At 67.7% G+C, this 20,885-nt stretch carries 16 protein-coding genes; 9 read left to right on the plus strand and 7 right to left on the minus strand.

The features are described from left to right. The first annotated feature begins 69 nt into the window (after window positions 1–69). The 6 genes from ACW17Z_RS03985 (at window position 70) to ACW17Z_RS04010 (ending at window position 8,057) form a co-directional block, all read left to right on the plus strand. Complete coding sequence (locus ACW17Z_RS03985; protein ID WP_492057629.1) at window positions 70–2,460, plus strand: ATP-dependent helicase; 2,391 nt, start codon at window positions 70–72, stop codon at window positions 2,458–2,460. Between the two features lie 995 nt (window positions 2,461–3,455). Beyond that, window positions 3,456–4,190 (plus strand): class I SAM-dependent methyltransferase, encoded by a 735-nt coding sequence (locus ACW17Z_RS03990; RefSeq protein ID WP_492057630.1) that lies wholly within the window; start codon window positions 3,456–3,458, stop codon window positions 4,188–4,190. A 154-nt stretch (window positions 4,191–4,344) separates the two neighbouring features. Beyond that, window positions 4,345–4,788, plus strand: coding sequence for a hypothetical protein (locus tag ACW17Z_RS03995; protein ID WP_492057631.1), 444 nt, complete (start codon window positions 4,345–4,347; stop codon window positions 4,786–4,788). A gap of 49 nt (window positions 4,789–4,837) precedes the next feature. Beyond that, window positions 4,838–5,704: a 50S ribosomal protein L11 methyltransferase gene (locus tag ACW17Z_RS04000; RefSeq protein ID WP_419317487.1), complete on the plus strand. Its 867-nt coding sequence runs from the start codon at window positions 4,838–4,840 to the stop codon at window positions 5,702–5,704. A 70-nt stretch (window positions 5,705–5,774) separates the two neighbouring features. Continuing rightward, window positions 5,775–6,203 carry a hypothetical protein gene (locus ACW17Z_RS04005; protein ID WP_492057632.1) on the plus strand — a complete coding sequence of 143 codons (429 nt, stop codon included), beginning with the start codon at window positions 5,775–5,777 and terminating at the stop codon, window positions 6,201–6,203. 42 nt (window positions 6,204–6,245) lie between these two features. Beyond that, window positions 6,246–8,057, plus strand: coding sequence for an aminopeptidase P family protein (locus tag ACW17Z_RS04010; RefSeq protein ID WP_492057633.1), 1,812 nt, complete (start codon window positions 6,246–6,248; stop codon window positions 8,055–8,057). A gap of 119 nt (window positions 8,058–8,176) precedes the next feature. On the opposite strand, the gene ACW17Z_RS04015 is transcribed toward ACW17Z_RS04010, so the two are convergent. The 3 genes from ACW17Z_RS04015 to ligA all read right to left on the minus strand — a co-directional run bounded on the left by ACW17Z_RS04015 (window position 8,177) and on the right by ligA (window position 11,939). After that, window positions 8,177–8,596: a DUF2147 domain-containing protein gene (locus ACW17Z_RS04015; RefSeq protein WP_492057634.1), complete on the minus strand. Its 420-nt coding sequence runs from the start codon at window positions 8,594–8,596 to the stop codon at window positions 8,177–8,179. A 135-nt stretch (window positions 8,597–8,731) separates the two neighbouring features. After that, a complete protein-coding gene (locus tag ACW17Z_RS04020; protein WP_492057635.1) occupies window positions 8,732–9,463 on the minus strand; it encodes a class I SAM-dependent methyltransferase in 732 nt (243 codons plus the stop codon). Window positions 9,464–9,587: 124 nt separating this feature from the next. Next, complete coding sequence (ligA, locus tag ACW17Z_RS04025; protein ID WP_492057636.1) at window positions 9,588–11,939, minus strand: NAD-dependent DNA ligase LigA; 2,352 nt, start codon at window positions 11,937–11,939, stop codon at window positions 9,588–9,590. 108 nt (window positions 11,940–12,047) lie between these two features. On the opposite strand from ligA, the gene ACW17Z_RS04030 reads away from it, so the two are divergent. After that, window positions 12,048–13,217 (plus strand): acyltransferase family protein, encoded by a 1,170-nt coding sequence (locus ACW17Z_RS04030; protein ID WP_492057637.1) that lies wholly within the window; start codon window positions 12,048–12,050, stop codon window positions 13,215–13,217. 149 nt (window positions 13,218–13,366) lie between these two features. Beyond that, the gene (locus ACW17Z_RS04035; protein ID WP_492057638.1) at window positions 13,367–13,792 is read left to right on the plus strand and encodes a hypothetical protein; all 426 of its coding nucleotides are present in this window, start codon (window positions 13,367–13,369) and stop codon (window positions 13,790–13,792) included. Window positions 13,793–14,074: 282 nt separating this feature from the next. Here ACW17Z_RS04035 and recN read toward each other — a convergent pair whose 3' ends face one another. The 3 genes from recN to lpxC form a co-directional block, all read right to left on the minus strand. Further along, a complete protein-coding gene (recN, locus tag ACW17Z_RS04040) occupies window positions 14,075–15,772 on the minus strand; it encodes a DNA repair protein RecN (protein ID WP_492057639.1) in 1,698 nt (565 codons plus the stop codon). Window positions 15,773–15,864: 92 nt separating this feature from the next. Further along, the gene (locus ACW17Z_RS04045) at window positions 15,865–16,782 is read right to left on the minus strand and encodes an outer membrane protein assembly factor BamD (protein ID WP_492057641.1); all 918 of its coding nucleotides are present in this window, start codon (window positions 16,780–16,782) and stop codon (window positions 15,865–15,867) included. A 109-nt stretch (window positions 16,783–16,891) separates the two neighbouring features. Continuing rightward, complete coding sequence (gene lpxC, locus ACW17Z_RS04050; RefSeq protein ID WP_419317495.1) at window positions 16,892–17,788, minus strand: UDP-3-O-acyl-N-acetylglucosamine deacetylase; 897 nt, start codon at window positions 17,786–17,788, stop codon at window positions 16,892–16,894. A 287-nt stretch (window positions 17,789–18,075) separates the two neighbouring features. On the opposite strand from lpxC, the gene ACW17Z_RS04055 reads away from it, so the two are divergent. Then, window positions 18,076–20,148, plus strand: coding sequence for a S9 family peptidase (locus ACW17Z_RS04055; protein WP_492057642.1), 2,073 nt, complete (start codon window positions 18,076–18,078; stop codon window positions 20,146–20,148). Window positions 20,149–20,154: 6 nt separating this feature from the next. Here ACW17Z_RS04055 and ACW17Z_RS04060 read toward each other — a convergent pair whose 3' ends face one another. Next, window positions 20,155–20,868 (minus strand): squalene/phytoene synthase family protein, encoded by a 714-nt coding sequence (locus tag ACW17Z_RS04060; protein ID WP_492057643.1) that lies wholly within the window; start codon window positions 20,866–20,868, stop codon window positions 20,155–20,157. Window positions 20,869–20,885: the final 17 nt, after the last annotated feature.

Here is a 20,885-nt window from a genome sequence, read left to right on the forward strand (position 1 = left end):
CAAGGCCGCAGGTTCCGCAATCGCCCCTTGGGGGCTTAAGCCCGTCACGGTCTGTGCTACATATGTTCCATGTCTTCAGACTTCGACTCGACCTTTCCCGGCGACCTCCCCTCCCCGCGCATCTCCGACCTGGCCCGCCCCCGCGCCCCCGGCGGCGACCCCGCCTATCTGGAGGGGCTGAACCCCGAGCAGCGGGCGGCGGTCGAGACCACCGAGGGCCCTGTGCTGGTCCTGGCCGGGGCCGGCACGGGCAAGACCCGGGTCCTGACCACGCGCCTGGCCCACATCCTGACGACCGGCCGCGCCCGTCCCTGGGAGCTGCTGGCCGTCACCTTCACCAACAAGGCCGCGCGCGAGATGCGCGAGCGGATCACCCACATCATCGGGGCCGAGGCGGAGGGCCTGCGCTGGCTGGGCACCTTCCACTCGGTGGCCGCCCAGATCCTGCGCCGTCACGCCGAACTGGTGGGCCTGAAGTCCAGCTACACGATCATCGACAATGACGATCAGGAGCGCCTGCTCAAACAGCTGATCGAGGCCGAGAACGTCGACGCCAAGCGCTGGACGCCCAAGATCCTGGCGGGGATGATCGACCACTGGAAGAACAAGGGCTGGACGCCCGAGCGCGTGCCCCCGGCCGAGGGCGCGGAGTTCGCGGGCGGCAAGGGCGTCACCCTTTACCGTCAGTACCAGGAGCGGCTGCGCATCCTCAACGCCTGCGATTTCGGCGATCTGCTGCTGCACAACATCACCATCCTGACCAGCCATCCCGACGTGCTGGCCGACTACCAGACGCGCTTCAAATACGTGATGGTCGACGAGTATCAGGACACCAACATCGCCCAGTATCTGTGGCTGCGCCTGCTGGCCCAGGGCCGGCAGAACGTCTGCTGCGTAGGCGACGACGACCAGTCGATCTATGGCTGGCGCGGGGCCGAGGTCGACAACATCCTGCGCTTCGAGCGCGACTTCCCGGGGGCCAAGGTGGTCAAGCTGGAGCGCAACTATCGCTCCACCGAGCATATCCTGGCCGCCGCCTCGGGCCTGATCACCGCCAACAGGGACCGACTGGGCAAGACCCTTTGGACCGGGGAGACTGGCGGCGAGAAGGTCAAGGTCAGCGGCGTCTGGGACGGCGAGGCCGAAAGCCGGATGGTCGCCGACGAGATCGAGAAGGCCAAGCGGGCCGGTCGCAAATACAGTCACATGGCCATTCTGGTCCGCGCCAGCTTCCAGATGCGGTCTTTCGAAGAGCGCTTCGTGATGCTGCAGATCCCCTACAAGGTGGTCGGCGGCCCGCGCTTCTTCGAACGGGCCGAGATCCGCGACGCCCACGCCTATCTGCGCCTGATCCAGTCGCCCGACGATGATCTGGCCTTCGAGCGCATCGTCAACACGCCCAAGCGCGGCATTGGCGACACGAGCGTCCAGAAGCTGCTGCACATCGCCCGGGCCGAGAGCCTGCCGGCGGTCGAGGCCGCCCGGGCCCTGGTCTCCACCGACGAACTGCCGGCCCGCACCCGCACGGCGCTGTCCAACTTCCTGCGCGACCTGGATCGCTGGCGGGCTCTGGCCGCGACGACCCCGCACCAGCGGGTTCTCGAGGCTGTGCTGGAAGAGAGCGGCTATACCGACGCCCTGCGCCTCGACAAGGGCCCCACCAGCCAGACGCGGCTGGAGAACCTCAAGGAGCTCGTCCAGTCGATGAGCGCTTTCGACACCCTGGAAAGCTATCTGGAGCACGTGTCGCTGGTCATGGACCTGGACAAGGGCGCCGGCGACGACGCGGTCTGGATCATGACCCTGCACTCGGCCAAGGGCCTGGAATTTCCGCTGGTCTTCCTGCCCGGCTGGGAAGAAGGCGTGTTCCCCAGCCAGCGCAGCATGGACGACAAGGGCGCCAAGGGCCTCGAGGAAGAGCGCCGCCTGGCCTATGTCGGCATCACCCGGGCCCGGGAGGAGGCCCGGATCAGCTTCGTGGCCAACCGGCAGGTCTATGGCCGCTGGACCAGCCAGCTGCCCAGCCGCTTCGTCGACGAACTGCCCCTGGCCCATGTCGAGGCGGCGTCCGAGACCGGCTATTACGGCGGCGGGCCGGGCATGCAACAGACTGCGGCCTCGCGCTGGGACGATACCGGCGCCAGTTCGTCGTTCGGCGGCGCGGGCTATGCCAGCCCCGGCTGGAAGCGGGCCCAGGACCGCATGGCCGGCGGCGGCAATTCCTGGAGCAATCCCCGCACCGGCGGCTCGGGCGGACGCTCGGCCCCGATCGAGGGCGAAGGCCGGCTGGTGGCCGTTTCCGCGCCGTCCAAGGCCAGCGCCTATCAGCGCGGCGACCGGGTGTTCCACGTCAAGTTCGGCTACGGCAAGGTCTCGGCCGTCGAGGGCAACAAGCTGTCGGTGGCCTTCGACAAGGCCGGCGACAAGAAGGTCATCGACAGTTTCGTCGAGAAGGCGTGACATTCAGGCTCCTGGTTCCTCGCCACTCGCCCCCTCCTGACCGCTACGCGGTCGTCCTCCCCCGTAGGGGGAAGACGAGGTCGGCGCGTTTCATCTTCCCCCTCCGGGGGAAGACGGTCGCGAAGCGACCCGTAGGGGGCAAGTCTGGCGGACACGGGCTCTCAGCCTCGCGCCGAAATCGGCTGCAAGTGGGTTGGGGAGGCGCGAAGCGGCCGGGACGAACCCGGATGACCGTGATGTGTTTTGTGCGTTTCGGCTCGACCTGTCCGCTTCGCAGAAGCTGTTCTTGCGTGAGGATTGGGCCAAGCGAGCGTCTTTCAGCTCTGATACCCAAGAGCCCCCGTACGGGCGCGCACCAAGGTCGATCGGCTAACCGTCTCGACCCCCGACGATGCGCGATAGGCGGGTTTACGATCCCTCGCCCTCTTCGACCCGCGTTCACCCGGCCGACGAGCCACTCAGCGTTTGGTCCGTCCTTCTGAGACAGCCCGCACACCTCGACCCGCCTTCCAGGGCGTCGCGGCCCCGCTCAGCTCCATCCCCATCGCCGCTTTGGGCCGGTACCAGGCGCCCTCCCCTTGCGACGGGGACAGCTGTGATTATGCGGGAGGTTTGAGCGCCGAGGATTGGCGCGATGAACTATTTCACAAGCGGTTGATTGGGCTGGGTTTTGTTCTGGAAAGTACGGGGACAGACAGCGCTCTATCCCCACACTTGCCCCCTACGGGCTGCTTCGCAGCCGTCTTCCCCCGGAGGGGGAAGATGAGGTCGGCGCGTTTCATCTTCCCCCTGACAAGGGGGAGGACGACCGCGATAGCGGTCAGGAGGGGGCCCGCAGCGGTGGCCGGGGACACACCGCTCGCTTTCGCCCGCGAGAGGGAGCCATCCTCAAAACTCACGGCGAGACGATCGTCGGTCTGTCCAGGAGATGTAAGGATGAGCGGGACGCCGGGCGTCCGCTTGTCGAGTTCAACGCGATCTGAAAATCTTGGCAAATGCCAGATCTCCTCTTCGCCGACGCCGAACTTGCCGCGCTCTATGACGCGATGAACCCCGGCCGGGACGACTATGACTTCTACCGCCCGATGGTGATGGCCGCTCACGCGGTCTTGGACGTCGGCTGTGGTACGGGGTCCATGCTGCACCAGGCCCGCGACGCGGGGCATGGCGGGCGGCTTTGCGGCCTCGATCCAGCGCCGGGCATGTTGGCCCAGGCGCGTCGGCGCGACGATGTCGAATGGGTGCTCGGCGACCTCTCATCGGTCGGCTGGGACGCAGAGTTCGACCTGGTCGTTATGACCGGGCACGCCTTCCAGGTCCTTGTCGAGGATGACGAATTGCGCAACGCCCTGGCGAGTATTCATGCCGCCCTGAAGCCGGGCGGCCGCTTCGCCTTCGAGACCCGCAATCCATCCGCCCGGGCGTGGGAGGCATGGGAATCCGAGGTTCGCAGCGCCTTCGCCGGTCCCCACGGAGAAAGCGTGCAGGTGAGCCGGAAGGTCACAACGCCCTTCAATGGGCGGGTGGTGTCGTTCTCACACACCTTTCAAAGCGCGGCATGGGACCAATCGCGGGTCAGCCACAGCACCCTGCGGTTCATCGGCAAGGCCGACCTCGACGCGGAACTGGCACGCGCGGGTCTGAGGCTGGAGGCCCAGTTTGGGGACTGGGACGAGAGCCCTCTCACCGAGACCAGCCCCGAAATCATCACCATCGCCCGCCGAAACTGAAAGTCCGCCTCCCTCCTCGGCCCGTCGAAAGGACCGTCCTTCGACGGTGACAAGGGCCCGCGTCCAACCCTTCGCTCTCCTTCGGCCAACACCGACCCGGCGGGATTTCTCGCCGCCCCATCGAACGGAACCGCGCGCCAGACGCTATGCGTCCATGGACTTCGATCTGACGCCCCTGAAGACCTTCGCCGGCTCCCGGCCGGTGCTGTACGGCGCGCCGCTGGCGGCCTTGCTGGGCGTGGTTCTGGGACTGGTGTTTCAGGTCGGATCCCAGACCGAACCCTCTGTGGAAACCCGGCCGCTCAATCGCGCCGCCCTGGAAGACTCCGCCCAGCCGATCGGCTGGCCGTCGGGCAAGGTCCCGGACTATGTGATCGGCACCGATTTCCTGGCGCAGACCCGTCCGCGCGAGACCGATCCGCCACCCTACGAGGTCGAGCCGACGCCCATGGTCTATGCCGCCCCCGAGCCCGCGCCGCCCGCCATGGTCGCCGCCCGCCCAGCGCGCGATGAGACCCGCTGGGCCTCGACCCAGGGCGACATCCTGGACATCCGCCTGCCTGAAGATGAGCCGGCCCGGCCGACTTTGCTGAACTAGGCGGCCCCAAAGGCTCGCCTTTCGGCTCCAGGATCGGTACTGGAGCGGCATGACCGACTATACGCCCCAACAGATCGTCGCCCGCGGCGACCGCGCCGACGCCGAAGCCGCCGCCGACGCCATCGACAACCATCCCGGCCTCGAAGGCGCGACCTACTCGATCCTGGAAGAGGACGAGGACAAGAACATCTGGCGGATCGACGCCTTCCCCACCACCCAGGACGAGTCCGAGGGCCTGGCGCAGGTTCTGGCCGGCTTCAAGGTCAAGGTGACCACCGAGGTTCTGGCCGACGCCGATTGGCTGGCCATGGCGCTGTCGGGCCTGCCGCCGGTGCGGGCCGGCCGCTTCTTCGTCTATGGCATGCACGATCGCGGCCGCCTGCCGGCCAGCACCGTCAACCTGCGCATCGAGGCCGGGGCGGCCTTCGGCACCGGCCACCACGGCACCACCGTGGGCTGCCTGCAGGCCTATGACCGTCTGCTCAAGGCTCGCAGCTTCAAGAAGGTGCTGGACGTCGGGGCCGGCACCGGCCTGCTGGCCATCGCCGCCGCGCGCACCGGCAGCAAGCTGGCGGTCGGCACCGATATCGACCGTCCCAGCGTGCGGATCGCCCGCGAAAACGCCAAGGTCAACCAGACCAACGCCAAGTTCGTCCACGCCTCGGGTCTGGGCGACCGGCTAGTAGCCGACAACGCCCCCTATGACCTGGTGTTCGCCAACATCCTGGCCCGGCCGCTGATCAGCCTGGCCCAGGATATCAAGCGCGCCCTGGTCCCCGGCGGCACGGTGATCCTGTCGGGCCTGCTGCGCACCCAGGAGCGGATGGTCAAGGCCGCCTACCTGTCGCGCGGCTTCAAGGTCGTCAGCCGCATCCATCGCGATGCCTGGGCGACCCTGGTTCTGCAACGTCCCTGAGACCGAGCGGAACCGGCGGGCCAGGGGCCACGTTTCTAGAGCCATCACTCTTGGTTCAAGGAACAGCCCGATGGCCTATGTCGATCCCCAGACCCCGCCGACCGAGCGCGTCGTCGAAGTCCGCCGCGAAGGCAACACCACCGGCTGGATGGTGGCGGGCATCGTCGCGGTCGTCGCGGTGATCGCCGTGGCCTTCATGCTGAACCAGCGCCCGGCCGACACGGCCCAGGACCAGCTTCTGCAGGCCCAGGAGCAAGGCCGCGCCGCCGGCGTGATCGAGGGCGCGCAGTCCAGCATGGCCACCAGCGCCCAGCAGGCCCAGTTGGCCGCCGAGGCCGCCGCGCGAACCGCCGGGGCTGCGGCCGACGAGGCCCGCCGCGACACCGAGCGCTCGGCCGCAAACGCCAGCCAGGCCGCTCAGGACGCCGCCGACCGTGTGGCCGCCACCGGCGACACCGCGCCGGCGGCCAACGCGCCGGTCGCCGCTTCGCCGCAATAATCATCCTCTTCCCAGGCTCGGGTCGGGGGATTACATCGGGGCATGCGTCAGACCTTCGATGAATCCACCGACCCGTCCTTCGGCCCCCGTCACGTTCCGCTGATCCGCGCCGCCATGGCCCGCCAGGGTCTGGACGGCTTCCTCGTGCCGCACGAGGACGAGCATCAGAACGAGTACCTGCCCGCCGCCAATGACCGTCTGGCCTGGGCCAGCGGCTTCACCGGCAGCGCCGGGGCCGGCGTGATCATGATCGACCGCGCCGCCGTGTTCGTCGATGGCCGCTACACCCTGCAGGTGCGCGAGCAGGTCGACCAGGGCGTGTTCGAGATCCGCGACCTCGTCGAGGGCGGCGTCCCCGCCTATCTCGAAACCGCCAAGGCCGGCGCCGTCATCGGCTATGACGCCCGCCTGCACAGCCCGCAGGCCCTCGACAGCCTCAAGGCCGCCGCCACAAAGGCCGGTGCGGAACTCAAGCCCGTCGCCGTCAACCCGCTGGACGAAGCCTGGGGCGCCCAGCGTCCGGCGCAACCGGCCGCGCCGATCGTGCCGCAGCCCGTCGACTATGCCGGCGAGGACTCCGCCTCCAAGCGCGGCCGCGTGGGGGCCAGCCTGGCCGGCCTGGGCGCCGACGCCGCCGTGATCACCGCCCCGGCCTCGATCGCCTGGCTGTTCAATGTGCGTGGCGGCGATGTCATCCGCTCGCCCCTGCCGCTGTCGCAGGCCATCGTCAACAGCGATGGCACGGCGCGCCTGTTCATCGACCCGGCCAAGGTCACCGCCGACCTGCCGGCCTGGCTGGGCAACCAGGTGTCGCTGGAAACCCCGGACGCCCTGGACGCCGCCCTGGCCGAGCTGGCGGGCAAGGCCGTGCTGGTCGATCCGGGCCAGTCCTCAGCCTGGTATTTCGACACCCTGACCGCCGCCGGCGCCAGGGTGGTGCGCGGCATGGATCCCTGCACGATGCCGCGGGCCTGCAAGAACGCGGTCGAGATCGACGGCACGCGCGAGGCGCACCGCCGCGACGGCGCCGCCCTGACCCGCTTCCTGCACTGGCTGGCCACCGACGGTCAGATCAATCCGCCGGACGAGAAGGAAGCCGTCGCCAAGCTGGAAGGCTTCCGCGAAGCCACCGGCCTGCTCAAGGACCTGTCGTTCGACACCATCGGCGCGGCCAACGGCCATGGCGCCCTGCCCCACTATCGCCCGACCGAGCGCAGCAACCAGCGGGCCGCGATGGGCTCGCTGCTGCTGGTCGACAGCGGCGGCCAGTATCTGGACGGCACCACCGACGTCACCCGCACGGTGGCGATCGGCGAGCCGTCGGCCGAGATGATCCAGCGCAACACCCTGGTGCTGAAGGGCCATCTGGCCATCGCCCGCCTGCGCTTCCCGGCCGGCACCACCGGCTCGGCCATCGACGCCTTCGCCCGCGCCGCCCTGTGGAGCCATGGCCTGGACTACGATCACGGCACCGGCCACGGCGTCGGCGTCTATCTGGGCGTCCATGAAGGGCCGCAGCGAATCTCCAAGGCCCCCAACACCATCGCGTTGCAGCCCGGCATGATCGTCTCCAACGAGCCTGGCTTCTACAAGGACGGCGAATACGGCATCCGGATCGAGAACCTGGAAGTGGTCATGCCCGCCGAGGAGATCGCCGGCGGCGAGCGCCCGATGCACCGCTTCGAGGCCCTGACCCTGGCCCCCATCGACCGCCGCCTGATCGACAAGACCCTGCTGTCGGCCGAAGAGGTGGCCCAGTTCGACGCCTATCACGCGCGGGTGCTCAAGGAGATCGGCCCCCGGGTCGAGCCCGAGGTGCGGGCCTGGATGGAACAGGCCTGCGCGCCGCTTTAGCGACGACTTGCCCCCTCCTGGCTGCTTCGCAGCCGTCCTCCCCCGTAGGGGGAAGACGATCTCATCTTCCCCCTACGGGGGAGGAGCGCGCAGCGCGGAGGGGGCGAGTACTCGAAAGCCTACTTCAACCGGTTCCAAACCTGGGTCTTGCACAGCGGCGCGACGACGCAGCCCTTCAGCTTCAGCTGATTGTCGGACAGCATCTCGATCGTGCCGGCATAGGTGCCGCCGTCGTCAGGATTATAGACCGTGCCGCCGGTCCACTTGGCGGGGCCGCCGGTGAAGTCGTACAGCATCTGCAGCCCCTTCAGCGGGCGCCCGCGCTGGGCGGTGGCCTTGTTTCTTTCGTCCTTCAGGGCGGCGTTGGTCTTGAGTTGGTTGGAGGTGACCAGCTTGCCGCACAGGCTGTTGCCGCAGCGAGAGATCTCGACCTGGCCGCCATTGGTCGGCGTGGCCCACAGGCCGGTGACATCGGCGGCGAAGGCTGGCCCGGCCAGCGCGCCGAGCGCCGCGACGGCGATCAAGGTGGTGCGGAACATGGTCTACTCCCTGGGTCGCGCCTGACTGCGCGTTTGACGGCATTGGTTGCGCGATCCGTCGATCAACGGCAAGTCTCGCGGCAAATTGAGGGCGAGATCTTCAGATCCGTCCAGCGCAACCAAGCCCCGGCAGTCTCAGGCCCGTTTCTGAAACACGCAGAGGGCCTGACCCATATTGCCCTGCGGCACCACCACATCACCGCCGCCGCGAATCTCGACCACGTCGAAGCCCAGCTCCGGAGCCCAGAGGGTCAGGATATCGCGATGCAGGAAGGCGTTCAGGGGCGAGTGGGCGCCGGTCTTGATGTGCTCGACCGTCGGCTTGAAGATGTTCGTGAAATGCGCAGGCTCGGAAAATTCCAGGAACGTGAACACCACACGACCGCCCGGCTTCAGCACGCGGTGGGCTTCTTCCAGGTACCAGTAGCTCTGCTCGTGCAGCAGGTGGGTCAGGACCGAGAAGAAGCAAACCATGTCGGCGACAGAGTCCTTCTCGGGTATTCCGATGTGATCGATCACCTCAAAACGCCATTCGGCGCGCTCGGTGATACGGCGCGCGTTCGCCACGAGCGCGGGGACCAGATCGATCCCCAGATAGCCACCGCGATGCTGCGCCGACAGCGGCTTGGCCAGACGGCCCGCCCCGCAGCCCACGTCAATCAGATAGCCGTCGTCGGGCAGGCCGTAGTGCTTCAGCAGGGCGGCCTGCAGATTGCCGAAAAAGGTCCAGTCGCCACCGATGGCGACCGCCATCGCTTCGTCGTGCGGCATGGCCCGCATCAGTTCATCGACCATGGCGATATTGACCGACTTCAGGTCATGAGGATTCCGGCTCGACGCTGCGGCCGGCGGTTCGGGTCGCAGCAAGTTCCTTAAGAGTGTCCGAAGTCCCACAGCATGCCCCTTAGGTTGAGTATCAACCCATATGGCATTCTAAGATGTCCTGTCCAGCTAGACCCGGAGCCGATCAGGCAAGGCCTGCCGAATGGCCCTAACCGGCCACCATGGCCAGCCATTCGTCCTCGGTCATCACCTGGATGCCCAGTTCGGTGGCGGTCTTCAGCTTGGAGCCCGCGCCGGGACCGGCCACCACCAGATCGGTCTTCTTCGACACCGATGAGGCCACCTTGGCCCCCAGCGCCTCGGCCTGGGCCTTGGCTTCGTCGCGGGTCATCTTTTCCAGAGCGCCGGTGAAGACCACGGTCTTGCCAGCCACGGCCGTGTCGGTCTTGGGCTTGGCGACGGCCTGGATGTCGAGCTGACCGATAAGGTTGGCGACCTTTTCCCGGTTGTGATCCTCGCTGAAGAACCGCGCCAGCGACTGGGCCGCCACCGGACCAACGCCATCGACGGCGGCCAGATGCAGATAGTCCTCGCCCGGCGCGCCATTGGCCGCCTCGGCCAGGGCCTGGGCGAAGGCGTCCCATGTGCCGTAGCGCTGGGTCAGGGCGGCGCGGGCCGGCTTGGTCAGCTTGGGGACGGCGTGACCGATCTTGATCTCCACGCTGTCAGCCTGCGGCCACGGATCGGCCTTCAGCCCGCCCTTGCCGACCTCGACCAGCAGGTCCAGCGCCTTGGGACCGACGCCGGGGGCGGTGGAAAGCTCCAGATAGGTCGCGGTGGGCAGGCCCGTGGCGGCGGCCTCGGCGGCGGCCTGCAGGTCGGCGAAGGTATCGAAGTGGCGGGCCAGGACCGTCGAGGTGGTCTCGCCGATATCGCGCATGCCCAGGCCGTAGATCACCCGATCGAGGCCGATGGTGCGCCGGGCCTCGATGCCCTTGACCAGGTTGGCGACGGAGGTTTCGCCATAGCCGTCGCGGGTGCGCAGGGCCTCCAGCTTTTCCGTGTCGCGGGCCAGGCGGAAAATGTCGGCGGGCTCGCGGATCCAGCCCTCGTCGAAGAAGGCCTGCAGCTGCTTTTCGCCCAGGCCTTCGATGTCAAAGGCCCGGCGCGACACGAAGTGGCGCAGGTGCTCCACCCGCTGGAACGGACAGGCGAACTCGCCGGTGCAGCGGCGCACCACGGACTCGGCCCCCGAGGCGTTGGTCTCGCGCGCCAGCGGCGTCTTCAGCGGGCACGGGCAGACGTGCGGAAATTCATAGGGCGGCGGCGCAGGATCGGGCCGCGCCTCCAGCGCCACCTCGACGATCTGCGGGATCACGTCGCCGGCCCGCTGGATCACCACGGTGTCGCCCACCCGCACATCAAGCCGGGCGATCTCGTCGCCATTGTGCAGGGTGGCGTTGGTCACCGAGACGCCGCCGACGGTCACAGGCTTCAGCCGCGCCACCGGCGTAATCGCGCCGGTGCGGCCCACCTGCAGGTCGATGGCTTCCAGGATGGTGCGGGCCTTCTGGGCCGGGAACTTGCGGGCGATGGCCCAGCGGGGCGAGCGCGAGACGAAGCCCAGGCGGCGCTGCCGCTCCAGGTCGTCGACCTTGTAGACGACGCCGTCGATGTCGAAATCCAGGGTCGGCCGCAGGGTCTCGAAGGCGGCATAGATGTCGAGCAGGCCCTGGGCGTTCTCCACCCGTTTGGCGGGCGGGGCCGTGGTCACGAAACCCCAGTCTTCCAGCCTGGCCAGCGCCTGCCACTGGCCGTCGGCGAAGCTGTCGCTGACCAGGCCCCAGGCATAGCCGAAGAACCGCAGCGGCCGCTGGGCGCTGATCTTCGGATCGATCTGGCGCAGCGACCCGGCGGCGAAATTGCGGGGGTTGGCATAGGTGCGCTGGCCGGCCGCCTCGGCCGCCGCGTTGAAGGCCGCGAAGGCCGCCAGTTCGACATAGACCTCGCCGCGCACCTCGATCACGTCGGGCCAACCGGAGCCCTTCAGGCGATGGGGGATGTCGGCGATGGTGCGCAGATTGGCGGTGACGTCCTCGCCCACCCGGCCGTCGCCCCGCGTCGCGCCCTGGACCAGCACGCCCTTTTCATAGCGCAGGGACGCCGACAGTCCGTCAATCTTGGGCTCGGCGGTATAGGCGACGGTCTCGGCAGGCGACAGTTTCAGGAACCGCCGGACGCGGGCGTCGAACTCGGTCGCCTCGTCATTGGAAAAGGCGTTGTCGAGGCTCAGCATCGGCACGCCGTGCTCGACCGGCGAGAACTGGTCGGCCCGCGCCGCGCCCACGCTGACGGACGGCGAGTTCTCGCGGATCAGGTGCGGAAACCGGGTCTCGATGTCGAGGTTGCGCCGCTTGAGCGCGTCATACTCGGCGTCGCTGATCGTGGGCGCGTCCTGCTGGTGATAGCGCAGGTCGTGGGCCGACAGCTGATCGGCCAGGGCTTCCAGTTCCAGGGCGGCCTGGGCTTCGGAGAGGTCGGCGACGGGCGTCAGGGTCACGGGCGAATCCGGCTGGAAAGGGTGTCGACCCGGTTTTAACCGATGCCCTGCTAAAACGCTCCTGTTGGCGCGCGCCTTGCTGCGGCTTCGTCAGAAACGGAGATCCGCATGTCGAACGCCGCCGAACCGTCCCGCATTAGGGCGCGCGATCTCCCCACGGCGAGAGACCTGTCGCGCGGCGGTCCGCTGGACGCCCTGCGGTTCTTCGCGGCCTTCTTCATGGTGATCTATCACTATGCCGAGCAGGCGCCGGTCAGCCTGTTTGCCCTGCACCCGGCGCTGGGGCGCGGCTATCTGGCCACCGACTTCTTCCTGATGCTGTCGGGCTATGTGCTGGGCCGGGCCTATGGCGACCGGGTCGGCCAGCGTCAGGTCGGCGACCGCGAATTCCTGCTCAAGCGCTTTGCCCGCGTCTGGCCCTCGCATCTGGTGATGCTGGCCGGCTTCATGGCCCTGATCCTCGCGACCACCCTGATCGGCATCGCCCCGCAGAACCCGCAGTGGTTCCAGTGGTCGCAGCTGCCGGCCCAGGCCCTGCTGGTGCAGGCCTGGGGCTTTGACGGCCCGTCGGGCTGGAACACTCCGACCTGGACCCTGTCGGCCCTGATCTTCTGCTATGCCGCCTTCCCGGTGCTGTGGCGCAGCTTTGCCGCGATCCGCTCGCCCTGGATCGCCCTGGCCGTGGGCGTGGCGATCTTCGTCGCTGTCGATCTGGCCTGCCGCTACTGGCTGGGCCAGAGCTCCTATCGTCTGGCGCTGAAGTATGGCGTCATCCGCGCCCTGCCCCTGTTCCTGATCGGCATGCTGATCGCCCGCCTGGGCCGCGAAGTCGTGGTCAGCCCCCGCGTCGCCGACGCTCTGGGCGCGGCGGCCATCGCCGGCGTGGTGGCCCTGAACCTGATCGGCGCGTTCGACTATGCCAGCCTGGCCTTGCTGGCCGTGCTGATCTTTGCGGCCGGCGCCTCGGCCCGCAAGGACTGGGGCTGGGCCAAGACGGCGGGTCGGCTGGCCTTCGCCCTCTACCTGACCAACCAGTTCGTCGGCGTGACCTGGTTTGGCGCCCAGCACGTAGTGGCGGGCAAGCTCGCCTTGAACGACGGCGCTCTGTGGCTGACCTGGGCTATGGCCTTCCCGGCCGCCGTGATCTTCGCCGCCCTGTTCGAGCGCTTCGTCGACGGCCCGCTGCAGGCCTGGGTCAAGCCGCGCGTCGAAATGAGCGCCCTGCGGTCGATGTTTCGCGCCAACCCGGCGATGTGGGCGAGGCGTCGGGCGGTCTGAGAGCTGTTGGGGGTTCGCCGTTCTTGCGGGGCGTTCGCTGGGCGTGAGACTGGCTCGCCATAGGGCTTTGAAGGTCCGGAATCGGTCACAGAGCCAAAGCGTGTTTCCGACCCTAGTCGGAAGTTATGGAGGTCCGCTAACGTGGCCACATGGGAAAAGTCTTCGACTACAAAGTAAGCCTTCAGATCAGACATCCAACCGCACCAGCCAATGAACTGGCGGCAGGGTTTCCGTGGCCGATGACTTCGGGCTGGACGGCGGGCGAGCCTCGCACCACGCCTGTGGGGCGCGAACTCGGCGGCGTCCGCTCGGAGAGCTACTGTTCTCTTAAAATCGCCCACGGCGATGATGGAGAGCTTACGGCTTGCCTGTCTCGGGCCGTTGCCGTGATTCAAGTTAATGAGAAGCACTGGGACGAATTCCGACGCACCGGTGGACGCCTGAGTTTCTATGTCTTCTGGTATCCAAATGGCGATACTGGCGCGGTCCTTGACGCAAGCCTTCTCGGGGAGATGGCCGCGCTGGAGATTGATCTGGGCCTCAATGTCTATGAGGATCAATCGACGGACGGCTAGGTCCGATTTCCACCCAAAGCGGCATCTCGAAAGTTCGGCTTCGGAGGCTTCGCCTCACCCCCATAAATCTTGTCATCCCGGCCGGACGCCCGTGAGGGCGGGAGCGCCGGGACCCAGGGGCAACTGCAGTGAGGCGGCCCCTGGGTCCCGGCTCTCCGCTACGCTACGGCCGGGATGACAAGATATTTGGGGGTGGCGACCAGTGTCCTGTTCTGACCGGGTCCATCCACCCTTCACAGCCGTTGGGATGGTCCGCTTTCGGCGCGTTCGGCTCGACGCAACCTAGTTGATCAAGGCCCGCGCCGCCGCCCTCGCCGCTTCGGTGACCTCGGCCCCCGACAGCATGCGGGCGATCTCTTCCTCGCGTTGGGCTGGCGACAGGGGCTCGACACGGGTGCGGATGGACTGATCGTCGCCGGACTTGGCGATGCGCCAGTGGGCGTCGCCGCGGGCTGCGACCTGGGCCGAGTGGGTGACCACCAGGACCTGGGCGTTCTGGGCCAGACGCTTGAGGCGCAGGCCCACAGCGTCCGCCACGGCGCCGCCGACGCCCTGGTCGACCTCGTCGAAGATCATCAGCGGCTGCGGACCGGTGCCGCGACCGGCCAGGGCCGCCTTCAGGGCCAGGGCAAAACGGGCCAGTTCGCCGCCCGAGGCGATGGTCTCCATGGGCCCAAACGGCGCGCCGGGATTGGTCGAGATCTCGAAGGCCACCCGGTCCATGCCGGTGGGGCCGACGCGGTCCTCGGGCAGGGGCTCGACGGCGACCCGGAACCTGGCCTTTTCCAGCTTCAGCGGCGCGAGTTCGGCCTCGACGGCCAGGGCCAGCCGGTCGCCGGCGGCGCGGCGTTCGGCCGACAGGGCTTCGGCGGCGAAGACATAGCCGTCGCGGGCGGAAGCCGCCTCTTCCTCGGCGGCCTTCAGGGCCTCGCCGGAGGTCTCGATGGCCTGCAGGCGGGCCGCGAATTCGGCGCGCAGGGACGGCAGGTTCTCGGTGGCGACGTTCAGCTTGCGGGCCATGCCGCGCAGGGCGAACAACCGCTCCTCGGTCTTTTCCAGCCGGTCGGGCTCGAACTCGAAGGTTTCGGCGACGGCGTCGATGGCGGCGCTGGCTTCCTGAGCCTCGACCAGGGCGCGGTCGACGGCGTCGCAGGCGGCGGTCAGCCGGGTCATGGCCGCGCCGTCGGCCGGGGCTCCGGCATGCAGGGCGCGCTCGCGGGCCCGCTCAAGGGCGCGGAAGGCCTGGGCCAGCTTGCCCGACAAAGCATCTCCACCGAGCGCGTCCTGGGCCGAGGCGATGTCGGCCAGGGCCTTCTCGGCCGAGCCCAGCAGGGCGCGTTCCTCGGCCAGAGCCGTCTCCTCGCCCTCGCGGGGGTCCAGGCGGTCCAGCTCCGACAGACGCAGAGTCAGTTCCTCGGTCTCGGCGGCGGCCTGGTTGGCGAGAGCGCGCAGGGCCTCGGCCTTTTCCCGCGCGGCGCGCCAACCGCTCCAGGCCGAGGCGACGGCCGAGACGGAGACGGCGCCGAAGGCGTCCAGCAGGGTGCGGTGGGTGCGGGGATCCAGCAGGCCGACGGTCTCGTGCTGGCCGTGCACCTCGAGCAGCAGGGCGCCCAGGTCTTTCAGCACGCCGACGCTGGTGGCCTGATCATTGACGAAGGCTCTGGAGCGGCCGTCGGGCGACAGCTGGCGGCGCAGGACCAGGTCCTCGTCGCGGCCATAGTCCAGGCCCTTGTCGTCCAGATAGGCGAAGGCCGGGTGATCGGCCTGCAGGGCGAAGATGGCGGTGGCCGAGGCCTGACCCGCCGCGCCGCGTCGAACGAGGCCGGCGTCGGCCCGCGCGCCGGTCGCCAGGCCCAGGGCGTCGAGGATGATCGACTTGCCCGCGCCGGTTTCACCGGTCAGGGCGGTCAGGCCCGGCCCGATGGCCAGATCCAGGCTCTCGATGAGCACGACGTCGCGAATGGAGAGACCAATCAGCATGTCGCGGAGATTCGCCCAGAATCAGCGTTTTTCAAAGCGCTCAGACGCTTCGATGTTCAGCTTGTGTTCCGCGAGGCTGCGGGGACCCCGGACTAGAGCCCCAGAAGGCCCCGCACGCCGTCCTTCTTGGCCGGCTTTTCGCCGGGAGGGGCCAGGGTGGCGTTCTTGTCGCGCACCAGACGGTCCAGCAGATTCTTCTTGGCGCCGGGGGTCAGCGGCTCGACGGCGGGCTTGAGGCCGGCGTCGTTCAGAAGCTTGTAGGCGTCCGAATACCAGCGATCGCCCGGGAAGTTGTAGCCCAGCACGGCGCCGTTGCGCTTGGCCTCATCGAACAGGCCCAGGGTCAGATAGGACTCGACCAGACGGAACAGGGCTTCTGGCGTGTGCGACGTGGTCTGGTGACGGTCGATCACGGTCTTGAAGCGGCCGATGGCGGCCAGGGTCTGGCCCTGGCGCAGATAGTAGCGGCCGATGGCCATTTCCTTGCCGGCCAGCTGGTCATTGACCATGTCGATCTTCAGGCGGGCGTCCTGGGCGTATTCGCTGGTCGGATAGCGTTGGACCACGTCGCGCAGTGACGCCAGGGCCTGCTCGGTGGCGGCCTGGTCGCGGTTGACGTCGACGATCTGCTCGAAATAGCAGACGGCCTTCAGATAGTAGGCGTAGGAAGCCGACGGATTGCCCGGATACAGCGAGATGAAGCGGTCGGCGTCGCCGATGGCGTCATTGTACTGGTTGCCCTGATAGTGGGCGAAGCCGGTCATCAGGATCGAGCGGCGCGACCATTCCGAATAGGGGTGCTGGCGTTCGACTTCGCGGAAATAGTCGACGGCCTCGTTCCAGTTGCCGCGGTCCAGGCGATCGGCGCCCGTGGCGTAGAGCAGCTCCACCGGGCGCTCTTCATAGGCCAAGGTCGGCTTCTTGGCCTGGCCGGCGCAGCCCGCGACCGTAACGGAGACGAGAACGGCGGCGAGGACGACTGCCGAACGACCCGGGAATTTAAGAAGCACGGACTATCACCCTCGAAGCAAACGCGCGCCTCGGCGCCGTGCAAGGCTTCTACACCACGCCGCTTGGGGCGCAAATGCGAAGGCTCAACGACGCCGGTCGCGCTTTTATCTAGACAGCCTGCGCCAGTTCCAGCGCATGGGTGCGCAGGCGCCAAGCGCGCGGCTGGGCCAGCAACGCCCGAACCACGGCGTTATTGAGGCCGTGCCCCGCCAGCACGCCTTCGAAGCGGCCAATGATCGGCGCGCCCAGAACAAACAGGTCGCCCACCGCGTCCAGCGCCTTGTGACGCACGAACTCGTCGGGGCGACGCAGACCTTCGGGGTTCAGCACCCGGTCGCCATCGATGACGACGGCGTTTTCCATCGAGCCGCCCCGCGCCAGGCCGATGGCCCGCAGGGCCTCGACATCGCGGACGAAACCGAAGGTGCGGCAGTTGGAGAGCTCGGCGCGGAACGAGTCCTCGTCCACGGTCAGGTCGACGCGCTGGCGACCGATGGCCTTGCTGCCAAAGGCGATCTCGAAGGCGACCTCGAAGCGATCCGACGGGGTCAGGCTGGCGAACTTGTCGCCCTCCTCGACCCGGACCGGCTCCAGGATCTCGATATATTTGCGGGCGGCTTCCTGCTTGCGGCGGCCGGCGCGATCCAGGATCTGCACGAAGGGCTCGGCCGAGCCGTCCATGATCGGAACCTCGGGGCCATCGACCTCGACGATGCAGTTGTCGATCGACAGGGCGGCCAGGGCGGCCATCAGGTGCTCGATGGTCGAGACCCGCACGTCGTCGGCGTTGTTGATGACGGTGCCCAGCTGGGTCTGGCAGACAGCGTCGGGCTTCACCGGGACGCGATTGTCGAGGTCGTGGACATCGGTGCGCACGAAGACGATCCCGGCGTCGATCTGGGCCGGGCGCACGGCGACACGGACGTGCTCACCCGTGTGCAGGCCAATCCCCGCGAAGATCACCGGTCCTGCGACCGTGTGCTGAAAATACGCCGAAGCCGACACGAAAGACCCTTATCGTTTTACTCAGAAACGGTTCTTCGACCGCTCTACGCCCTGTGTACCATTTAGGGACCATGCCGCGGTGCGGCAAAGCAAGTCCTGTTTCGGATTGTTACCGCTCAAGCCTTTGTAATCGTGTCGCTTTTTTGACATGAAATCGCCACATAAAATCGACCGGTGTCGGACGACCGGCGTTCGCGATCGCGCCCCCCTATCCTCTGGTCTAGCGCGCACGCGAAGGTTAGGGTCCCGCTCCTTCAAGGAAGAATAGGGCCAGGATTTTGCGTTTGATGATCAAGAGCTTGCGTCTCGCCGCCTCGGCCCTGGCGCTGTCCGCCGCGTTCGGCGGAATGGCCGTCGCACAGGCACGTCCGTTCACCGCCAAGGACATGGCCAGCCTGGACCGCCTGAGCGATCCCCGCGTCTCACCCGACGGTCGCTTGGTGATCTACAGCGTGCGGACCATGGACTTCGACGCCAACAAGGCCTCGATGTCGCTGTGGCTCGCCGACCTGAAGACTAGGATGGCGCCGCGCCGACTGGCGGTCTCGGACGGCGGGGCCAGCAGCGCCCGCTGGTCGCCGGACGGCAAGTCGATCTATTTCGTCTCCAGCCGCGTCGGCGGAACCGATCAGGTGTTCCGCGCCGACGCCACGGGCGAGACCGCCGTACAGGTGACCTCCGCGCCGTTCGATGTCGGGGCCTTCAAGGTCTCGCCGGACGGCAAGACCCTGGTGATCAGCCAGGCCGTCTTCCCCGATTGCGACACGCTGGACTGCACCCAGGCCCGCCTGGACGCCCGCAAGTCGGTCAAGGCCACAGGCGTGGTCCACGACAAGCTGTTCATTCGCCATTGGGATACATGGGCCGACGGGACCCGCAATCACCTCTACGCCCTGGCCCTGGACGACAAGGGCGTGGCCTCGGGCAAGCCGGTAGCTCTGATGCCCGGCTTCGACGGCGACACGCCCACCAAGCCGTTCGGTGGCGACGAGGACTTCACCATCTCGCCCGACAGCAAGTTCGTGACCTTCTCGGCCAAGGTGGCGGGCAAGGACGAGGCCTGGACCACCAATTTCGACATCTGGGCGGCCCCGCTGGACGGTTCGGCCAAGCCCAAGAACCTGACGCCCGCCAACAAGGCCTGGGATACCGCCCCGGTCTATTCGCCGGACGGCAAGTGGGCGGCCTATCGCGCCATGAAGCGGCCGGGCTTCGAGGCCGACCGCTACGCGATCATCCTGCACGAGGAAGCCACAGGCAAAGAGCATGAGCTGGTCCCCACCTGGGATCGCTCGGCCGACGCCATCGCCTGGAGCCCGGACGGCAAGTCGATCTACGCCCTGGCCCAGGACGTGGGTCAGACGAAGATCTTCGCCATCACCGTCAAGACGGGCAAGATCGCGCCAGTCACCGGCGACGGCCATGTCAGCGCCTTTGATGTGGGCCCGGCCGGTCTCGTCTATGCGATGGACACCCTGAAAGGCCCCGCCCAGCTTTATGCGACGGCCGGCAAGGGCGCGCCGATCAAGCTGACAGACCTGAACGCCGAACGCCTGAAGACCGTCGCCTGGGGCGAACCCGAGCAGTTCAACTTCAAGGGCTGGAATGACGAGACGGTGCACGGCTTTGTGGTCAAGCCGGCCAATTTCGATCCGGCCAAGCGCTATCCGGTCGCCTTCCTGATCCATGGCGGACCGCAGGGCTCGTTCGGCAACAGCTGGAGCCATCGCTGGAACCCGCAGACCTACACCAATGCCGGCTATGCCGTGGTGATGATCGATTTCCACGGCTCCACCGGCTACGGCCAGGCCTTCACCGACTCGATCAGCCAGCACTGGGGCGACCGCCCGCTGGAAGACCTGCAGAAGGGCTGGGATCACGCACTGAAGACCTATGGCTTCCTGGACGGCGACCGGGCCTGCGCGCTCGGGGCCTCGTACGGCGGCTTCATGGTCAACTGGATCGCCGGCAACTGGAACGAGCCCTGGAAGTGCCTAGTCAATCACGATGGCATCTTCGACACCCGCTTCATGGGCTATTCGACCGAAGAGCTGTGGTTCACCGAGTGGGAAAACGGCGGCACGCCCTTCGCGCCCGGCAACACCTACGGCAAGTTCAACCCGGCCGATCACGTTGCGAACTGGACCAAGCCGACCCTGGTCGTGCAGGGCCAGCTGGACTACCGCGTACCGCTGGAACAGGGCATCGCCACCTTCACGGCCCTGCAGCGCAAGGGCGTGCCCAGCAAGCTGCTGTACTTCCCCAATGAGAACCACTGGGTGCTGAAGGCCCAGAACTCGGTGCAGTGGCACAAGGAAGTGCTGGACTGGCTCAACACCTGGACGGCCGAGAAGAAGTAGGCAGGCCTAAATCAGGCCCGTCGCCACCGACCAGGTGAGGCGGGCCTTTTTTTCGAGCTCGCCGGGGTCGCGCCCCCTGGCGTAGGCGCCGGCCAGGGCGGCCGGCGCGATGGCCGGGAAGGCCGCGACGGGCAGGCCCTTCAGTTCGCGGCGAGCGACCTTGAGCTGATCGGCGACCCGGCGCGCCAGATCGGCCTGGGTCCAGTCCTCGGGCAGGCGCGAACGCCCCGCCAGCTTCAGCCGCCACAGCCCCGCCAGGCCATAGGCCCGGGCCGCGCCCTTGACGGCGTGCGGGTCGGCGGACGGATCAAGACGTCGGGCGGCCAGCACGGCCAGGGCGCCGGCTGTGCCGTCGACATAGGCCAGCGCCCTGCCCTCGTCGGCCGGCGGCGCGTCGTCCAGATCGTCGAAACGGGCCTCGACCAGGGTGGCCAGAGCCAGGGGGTCGATCCCCGAGGCGGCGATGGCCTCGACATTGGGATGCTTGCGCGGCGGCTTGCCGGCCGCGATCTCTTCCATGGCCTCGCGCCACCAGGTCAGCCGGATCTCGCCCATCAGGGCGTTGGAGACCCCGCCGGCCACCCGGGCCAGTTCATAGTTGAAGGCGTACAGCGCGATCACGTCGGCCCGCGCCGCGGGATCGGCGATGAAGCGGCTGGCCAGCCAGCGGTCGGGATCGACGCGGCGGACGAGGTCGTCGAGGGTTTCGGTGTCGGCCATGGGTCTTCAAACGAGAA

It is taken from the genome of Caulobacter sp. GSs2, from assembly GCF_058680895.1.